The organism is Mesorhizobium sp. M8A.F.Ca.ET.021.01.1.1 (assembly GCF_003998025.1).
Lineage (GTDB): Bacteria > Pseudomonadota > Alphaproteobacteria > Rhizobiales > Rhizobiaceae > Mesorhizobium.
This window is the reverse complement of sequence record NZ_RZSJ01000319.1, coordinates 1-6,871: the sequence shown is the minus strand read 5'-3', so window position 1 is coordinate 6,871 and position 6,871 is coordinate 1. Positions and strand designations below refer to the sequence as shown.

General features: G+C 62.4%; 4 protein-coding genes and 1 pseudogene. 2 read left to right on the top strand and 3 right to left on the bottom strand.

Features of this window, described 5'->3' with window-relative positions; all coding sequences use genetic code 11:
- The coding region (parC, locus tag EOA36_RS22310; protein WP_127279454.1) for a DNA topoisomerase IV subunit A at positions 1–1,698 on the bottom strand (1,698 nt) is incomplete at its 3' end.
- Between the two features lie 331 nt (positions 1,699–2,029).
- Between parC and EOA36_RS22305 the strand changes: the two genes are divergently transcribed.
- Positions 2,030–3,220, top strand: coding sequence for a hypothetical protein (locus tag EOA36_RS22305; RefSeq protein ID WP_127279453.1), 1,191 nt, complete (start codon positions 2,030–2,032; stop codon positions 3,218–3,220).
- Between the two features lie 234 nt (positions 3,221–3,454).
- Here EOA36_RS22305 and aspS read toward each other — a convergent pair whose 3' ends face one another.
- Both aspS and EOA36_RS22295 read right to left on the bottom strand, forming a co-directional pair.
- Entirely contained in the window at positions 3,455–5,242 is a 1,788-nt protein-coding gene (gene aspS / locus EOA36_RS22300; RefSeq protein WP_189521822.1) for an aspartate--tRNA ligase, read from the bottom strand.
- A gap of 134 nt (positions 5,243–5,376) precedes the next feature.
- The gene (locus EOA36_RS22295; RefSeq protein WP_127279451.1) at positions 5,377–6,135 is read right to left on the bottom strand and encodes a DeoR/GlpR family DNA-binding transcription regulator; all 759 of its coding nucleotides are present in this window, start codon (positions 6,133–6,135) and stop codon (positions 5,377–5,379) included.
- Between EOA36_RS22295 and EOA36_RS22290 the strand changes: the two are divergent.
- Positions 6,128–6,871: pseudogene (locus EOA36_RS22290) on the top strand (hypothetical protein); the annotation flags it as partial. The gene EOA36_RS22295 and the pseudogene EOA36_RS22290 overlap by 8 nt on opposite strands.

The following is a 6,871-nucleotide window of genomic DNA, read 5'->3' as shown; positions in this document are numbered from 1 at the left end:
GGTGAAGACCAGCACCTTGTCGGTCGTCTGGGCATGGAAGGCGAGCTTGAGGCTGTCGCCCTCCTTGAAGGTCAGCGTCGAGAGATCGGCCAGATGCCCCTTCATCGCCCGCAGCCAGCCCTTTTCCGAAACCACCACGGTGACCGGCTCGCGCTCGATCATGGCGTGGGCGATGTCGGTCAGGTCGTGCTCTGGCGCATCGGCGAACTGGGTGCGGCGCTTGCCGAGCTCGGTCTCCGGGCCGAATTTGTCGCGAACCTGGGTGACTTCCCACTTGATCGTCGACCACTGCTTGGCGTCGGACGCCAGCAGCGCCTCGATCTGCTTCTTCTCGGCGGTCAGCCCATCGAATTCCTTGCGGATCTCGAATTCCTCCAGCTTGCGCAAAGCGCGCAGCCGCATGTTGAGGATCGCTTCGGCCTGGGTGTCGGTGAGCGACCAGCGGGCCATCATGACCTGTTTGGGCTCATCCTCCTCGCGAATGATCTTGATCACCTCATCGATGTTGAGATAGGCGATCAGGTAGCCGGCGAGGATTTCCAGCCGCCTCTCGATCTCGCCAAGGCGATGTTTCGAGCGACGGATGAGGACATCGCGGCGGTGATCCAGCCATTCCTGCAGCACGCCTTTCAGCGAGAGCACATTGGGCACCTTGCCGCGCGACAGCACATTCATGTTGAGCGGGAAACGGCTTTCGAGCTCGGTCAGCTTGAACAGCGATTCCATCAGGATGCCTGGGTCGACGGAACGGCTCTTGGGCACCAGCACGACGCGGATGTCCTCGGCACTTTCGTCCCTGATATCCTCGAGCAGCGGCAGCTTGCGAGCCATCAACAGCTCGGCGATCTTCTCGATCAGCCGCGCCTTCTGCACGCCATAGGGGATTTCGGTGACAACGATGCTCCAGGTGCCCCTGCCCTGGTCTTCCTGGCTCCACTTCGACCGCACGCGAAAGCCGCCGCGACCTGTCTCGTAGGCTTCGAGGATGGAGGCGCGGCTGTCGACGATGATGCCGCCGGTCGGGAAATCCGGGCCCTGGACGAAATCCATCAGCTTCGCCACCGGCGCATCGCGATGCTCGATCAGATGCAGTGCGGCGTCGCAAAGCTCGGCCGCGTTGTGCGGCGGGATCGACGTCGCCATGCCGACCGCGATGCCGGACGAGCCGTTGGCCAAGAGATTGGGGAAGGCACCGGGGAGCACGACCGGCTCCTCGTCCTCTTCATTGTAGGTCGGCCGATAGTCGACCGCGTCCTCGGTGATGCCGGCAAGCAATTCGGTCGCCACGTCGGTCATGCGCGCTTCGGTGTAGCGCATGGCGGCCGCGTTATCGCCGTCGATGTTGCCGAAATTGCCCTGGCCGTCGACCAGGGGGTAGCGCATCGAAAAATCCTGCGCCAGCCGCACCAGCGCGTCATAGATCGACTGGTCGCCATGCGGGTGGAACTTGCCCATCACCTCGCCGACGATCCGGGCGCATTTGGCAAAACCCTGGTCGGGATTGAGGCGCAGCAGGCGCATGGCGTGCATGATGCGGCGATGGACCGGCTTCAGCCCGTCACGCACGTCCGGCAGCGCCCGGTGCATGATGGTCGACAGCGCATAGGCCAGATAACGCTCTTCCAGCGCCTTCTTCAGATCGACCGGTTCGATATGATCGCCACCGCCATTGTCAGGCGGCAAAAGCCTTTTTCCCATGGGCTGGGACTAGCCGAGCGGGTGATTCGCGGCAAGAGGCGCGCACCCGACCAATCGATTTGCGCTCGTTTCTGCAACAGGAACCCGCAAGGTCGAGCTTGCCGTCCAACATCAATCTGTTACATGCCGCATCTATTGCGAAGCACGCTGGCGGCCCGACCTTCATGCCAAATTCACTGCATTCTCCAATAGCGCTCGGATCGGGTTTGCCTTTCACCGCGATTTTCGACCATTGTGCCGGAACACGCCTTTTTCCCGTCCAGTTCGTCACGGAATGGTGATGGCGCAAAGAATTGAAAAACAATTTCAGGACACTCTCAGGGACCTTGCGATGACAATCAAACGCTCAACTCTCCGGAAATTCGCTCTTTCGACTTTCTTGCTCACACTGCCGCTGAATGCGGCCCTTGCCCAGGATGCCGCGGTCGCGGACCGGCTGAAGGCAGCACTCTCCGCACAGGGTGTCGACATCTCCTGGACCGGCGTGACCGGCGACAACACCAGCATGGTGCTGCAGGGCGTGTCGGTGAAACCGGCCGCGGAAAAGGAAGCGCTGGCGATCGGCGACGTCAAGCTCGAGAACGTCACCGAAGCCAATGGCGGCTATGATATCGGCACCGTGTCGACCTCGGCCTTCGAACACAGCAAGGACGGCGTCACCCTCGATCTCAGTCCCTTCGTCATCCACGACATGACGGTACCGGCCGACGGCTCCACCAGCCCGCTTGGTTCGCTGATGATGTACAAATCCGCCGAACTGTCGAACATGACGGTCAAGGTCGCCGACAAGACCGCCTTCTCGATGGACGGCCTTGCCATCGAGATCACGCCGCCCGCCGACGGCAAGGCGATGGAATTCACCGCCAATACCGAGAAGTTCACGGCCGATCTCTCGCTGGTCGACGATCCCAAGTCCAAGGAGGTCATCGACGCGCTGGGCTACCAGAACATCTCGGGCAATCTCGAGATGGCCGGCACCTGGCAGCCATCGGACGGCAAGATGGAACTGTCGAAATACGACATCTCCGTCGAGAACGCCGGCACGCTCGGCATGACCTTCGACCTTGGCGGCTACACGATCGACTTCATCAAATCGCTGCAGGAAATGCAGAAGAAGATGGCCGCGCAGCCGGAAGGCGCCGACAATTCAGCGCAAGGCATGGCCATGCTCGGCCTGTTGCAGCAGCTTTCGTTCAACAGCGCCTCGATCCGCTTCGACGACGATTCGCTGACCGGCAAGGTGCTGGACTATGTCGGCAAGCAGCAAGGCATGTCGGCCAAGGACATCGCCAACCAGGCCAAGGCAATCGTGCCGTTCGGCATGGCGCAGCTCAACAATCCGGAACTGACGGCTCAGGTGACCGCTGCGGTCAGCAAATACCTCGACGATCCGAAGAGCCTCGAAATCTCGGCCGAGCCGCCGGCCTCGGTGCCGTTCGCGCTGATCATGGCGGGCGCCATGTCCAACCCGCTCGATCTGCCGAAGACACTCGGCGTCAGCGTCAAGGCGAACGAGGACTGATTGGAGTTAGCTACCTTCTCCCCGTCATTATACGGGGAGAAGGTGCCGGCAGGCAGATGAGGGGCAGCGCCGCCCCCTGCCAACTGCAATTCGACGCCGATCCGATTGCCTGTCAGAAGGCGTCAACTGCTGAGGCCGTTCGCCAATCGCCTGCGTCCGCGCTGCCCCTCATTGTCCTGCCGGACATTTCTCCCCGTATAGAGACGGGGAGAAACGGCAGTCGCAATGCTGCCGTCAGTCCTTCTTGGTCGGCGCGACGCGTAGCGCCAGTTCGCGAAGCTGCTGCGGAGAGGCTTCCGACGGCGCGTTCATCAACAAATCATAGGCCTGCTGGTTCATCGGGAACATGGTGATTTCGCGCAGGTTCTTGGCACCGACCAGGAGCATGACGACGCGATCGACACCGGCCGCCATGCCGCCATGCGGCGGCGCGCCATACTGGAAGGCGCGATAGAGGCCGCCAAAGCGTTCCTCGACCGTGGCGCGGTCCAACCCGACCGTCTCGAACGCCTTGACCATGGTTTCGGGCAAATGGTTGCGGATACCGCCGCTGGCGATCTCGAAACCGTTGCAGACCATGTCGTACTGGAACGCCTTGATGCCGAGCAGGTCCTCGCCGTTGAGCGCATCGATGCCACCTTGCGGCATGGAGAACGGATTGTGGGCGAAGTCGATCTTCTTCTCCTCCTCATTCCATTCGAAGAACGGGAAGTCGACGATCCAGCACAATTCGAAGCGTTCGCGATCGACAAGATTGAGTTCCTCGCCGGCACGGGTGCGCGCAGCGCCCGCGAAAGAAACGAACTTCTTCGGATCGCCGGCGACGAAGAAGGCGGCGTCGCCGTCGGCAAGGCCGAGCTGCAGGCGGATCGCTTCCGTGCGTTCCTCGCCGATGTTCTTGGCGAGCGGGCCGGCGCCTTCGAGCTTGTCGCCCTCCTTGCGCCAGAAGATGTAGCCCAGCCCCGGCTGGCCCTCGCCTTGCGCCCAGGAGTTCATGCGGTCGCAGAAGGCGCGGCTACCGCCGGTCTTGGCGGGAATGCCCCAAACCTCTGCCTTCGGGTCGTTGGCCAGGATGTTGGCGAATACCTTGAAGCCGGAATCGCGGAAATGATCGGAGACGGCCTGCATCTCGATCGGGTTGCGCAAATCGGGCTTGTCGGAACCGTATTTGCGCATGGCGACATCATAAGGGATGCGCTGGAACTTCTGCGTCACCGGCTTGCCGTTGGCGAAGGTCTCGAAGACGCCGCGCATCACAGGTTCCATGGTCGACAGCACGTCGTCCTGCTCGACGAAGCTCATTTCGAGGTCGAGCTGGTAGAATTCGCCGGGCAGACGGTCGGCGCGCGGATCCTCGTCGCGGAAGCAGGGCGCGATCTGGAAATAGCGGTCGAAGCCCGACACCATGATCAACTGCTTGTACTGCTGCGGCGCCTGCGGCAGCGCGTAGAAAGTGCCGGGATGGATGCGCGACGGCACCAGGAAGTCGCGCGCACCTTCCGGCGACGACGCAGTGAGGATCGGCGTCGAGAATTCGGTGAAGCCGACCTCGCCCATGCGCTTGCGCATCTCTGCGATGATTTTCGTGCGCGCCACGATGTTCCGATGCAACGTCTCACGGCGCAGATCGAGGAAGCGGTATTTCAGGCGGATGTCCTCAGGATAGTCCGGCTCGCCGAAAACGGGGAGCGGCAATTCCTTGGCCGCCGACAGCACCTCAATCTCGCGGGCGAAAATCTCGATCTCGCCGGTCGGCAAATTGGCGTTGGTGGTCTCGGGCAAGCGCGCCTTGACCTCGCCGTCGACGCGGATCACCCATTCGCCGCGCACGGTCTCGGCGACCTTGAAGGCAGGCGAATCGGGATCGGCGACGATCTGGGTCAGGCCGTAGTGGTCGCGCAGGTCGATGAAGAGCAGGCCGCCATGGTCGCGCACGCGATGCACCCAGCCCGACAGCCGGACGGAATTGCCGACGTCGCTCTTTCTCAACTGGGCACAGGTGTGGCTGCGGTAACGATGCATTGTCATGGATAAAGTCCGGGGTGCTGGGTGGCAGACCGAAGCATTACGGCCCGGCCTCAAAATTTGCGCGAAAAGCGCATGGGAGGCCGGATTTGTCAAGGCAAGCGGTCACACAGGCTCGCGGCTTCGACCGTTCACGCGAAGTGGATTTGGGCGCCCTGACGTTCGAAATCGGCAAGGATGGCAGCGGGCGCAGTCTTCTCTACGACGAGATGGCTGATCGACCCGGCAGCAGCGACGCGGTAGGGCGCCGCGGTGGCCAGCTTGTCATTGGTGACGGCAATGAGGATGCCGGCGCTATTCCCCGCCATGGCCCGCTTCACCTCGGCCTCGGCCGAATCGAAGGCGGTCACGCCTCGCGTGGCATCAAGGCCGCAGGATCCCAGGAAAAACAGGTCGGCGCCAAGCTGCGTCACGGCAGCCAGCGTATCGGCGCCGACACAGGTGCCAAGGTCGCGGACATACCTGCCGCCGAGCACGATCAGTTCGACCAAGGGGTGATCCGACAGGACCGAGGCGACGCCAAGCGAATTGGTGGCTACGGTCAGCTCGATGTCGCGTGGGATGGCCCTGGCGATCGCCTCATTGGTCGTGCCGCCATCGATGAACAGGCTTTGTCCAGCGGAGAGCAACGCGACCGCCGCATTTGCCAGACGCGCCTTCTCCTCGATCGGATGGCCGCCTCGCTGGCTGATCGTTGCCGCTGCAAAGGGCGCGGAAGCGACCGCGCCGCCGTAAACGCGACGGCATTCGCCGGCCTTCGCCAGCTCCCTCAGGTCGCGGCGTACGGTGTCTTCCGAAACACCGAAGCGGCTTGCCAGTTCGCCGGCCAGGACACGCCCCTCCGCCGCAAGGCGGTCACGGATGAGCTGGTGCCGTTGATCGGTGAGCATTGTCGAACCCTGTTTTCTTGTTCTGCACGTTCTTGCATGTTTTGCACGTTTATGCAAGAAGTCGACATGTCTGGCTGCTGGACAAGGCAGCCGCCCTTTTTTCATTGAAAGCACCGCGATGAGCTTTGGCCTCAACCTTGCCCCTCAACACCGGGTCTATGCCGGGTTTGCGACCTATTCGTTCGCCATGGGCAACATCTTCCCGCGACTGCCCGACATCAAGCATGCCATGAGCATCGCGGACGGCACGCTGGGGCTCAGCCTGATCGGGACACCGATCGGCACCCTGACCGCACTGACGCTGGCCACGCCCCTCCTGGAGCGCATCGGCTTTCGCCGCGCGCTGCTCACGCTGGTTCCGCTGCTGGCGCTTCTCTACGCCATCGCCGTACATGCGCCGGAACCCGTCGCACTGTTCCTGATGCTGTTTCCCATCGGCCTGATGATCGGCAGCGTCGAAATCATCCTGAATGTCGAAGCCGACAGGACGGAATTCCAACTCAAACGCCGGATCATGAACCGCGCTCATTCGTTCTGGAGCGCGGGCTTCTTCGGTGCCGGACTGTTCGGCGGCGCGATGGCGCATCTTGGCCTGTCGCCGCAACTCCATCTGGCGCTGGTCGTCCCCATAGTGGCTATCTCGATGGCGATTTTTCTCGGCGGCTACGAGCCGGCCCCTGCCCGCTTCGCCGCTACCGGCGACAAGGCGCCCATGCTCGCCCGGCCGACATTGCCT

What these genes read in the sequence shown, in the direction of transcription:
- EOA36_RS22305 (WP_127279453.1), top strand. Translation starts at nt 2,030, where the DNA reads ATGACAATCAAACGCTCAACTCTCCGGAAATTCGCTCTTTCGACTTTC.
- aspS (WP_189521822.1), bottom strand. Translation starts at nt 5,242, where the DNA reads ATGCATCGTTACCGCAGCCACACCTGTGCCCAGTTGAGAAAGAGCGAC.
- EOA36_RS22295 (WP_127279451.1), bottom strand. Translation starts at nt 6,135, where the DNA reads ATGCTCACCGATCAACGGCACCAGCTCATCCGTGACCGCCTTGCGGCG.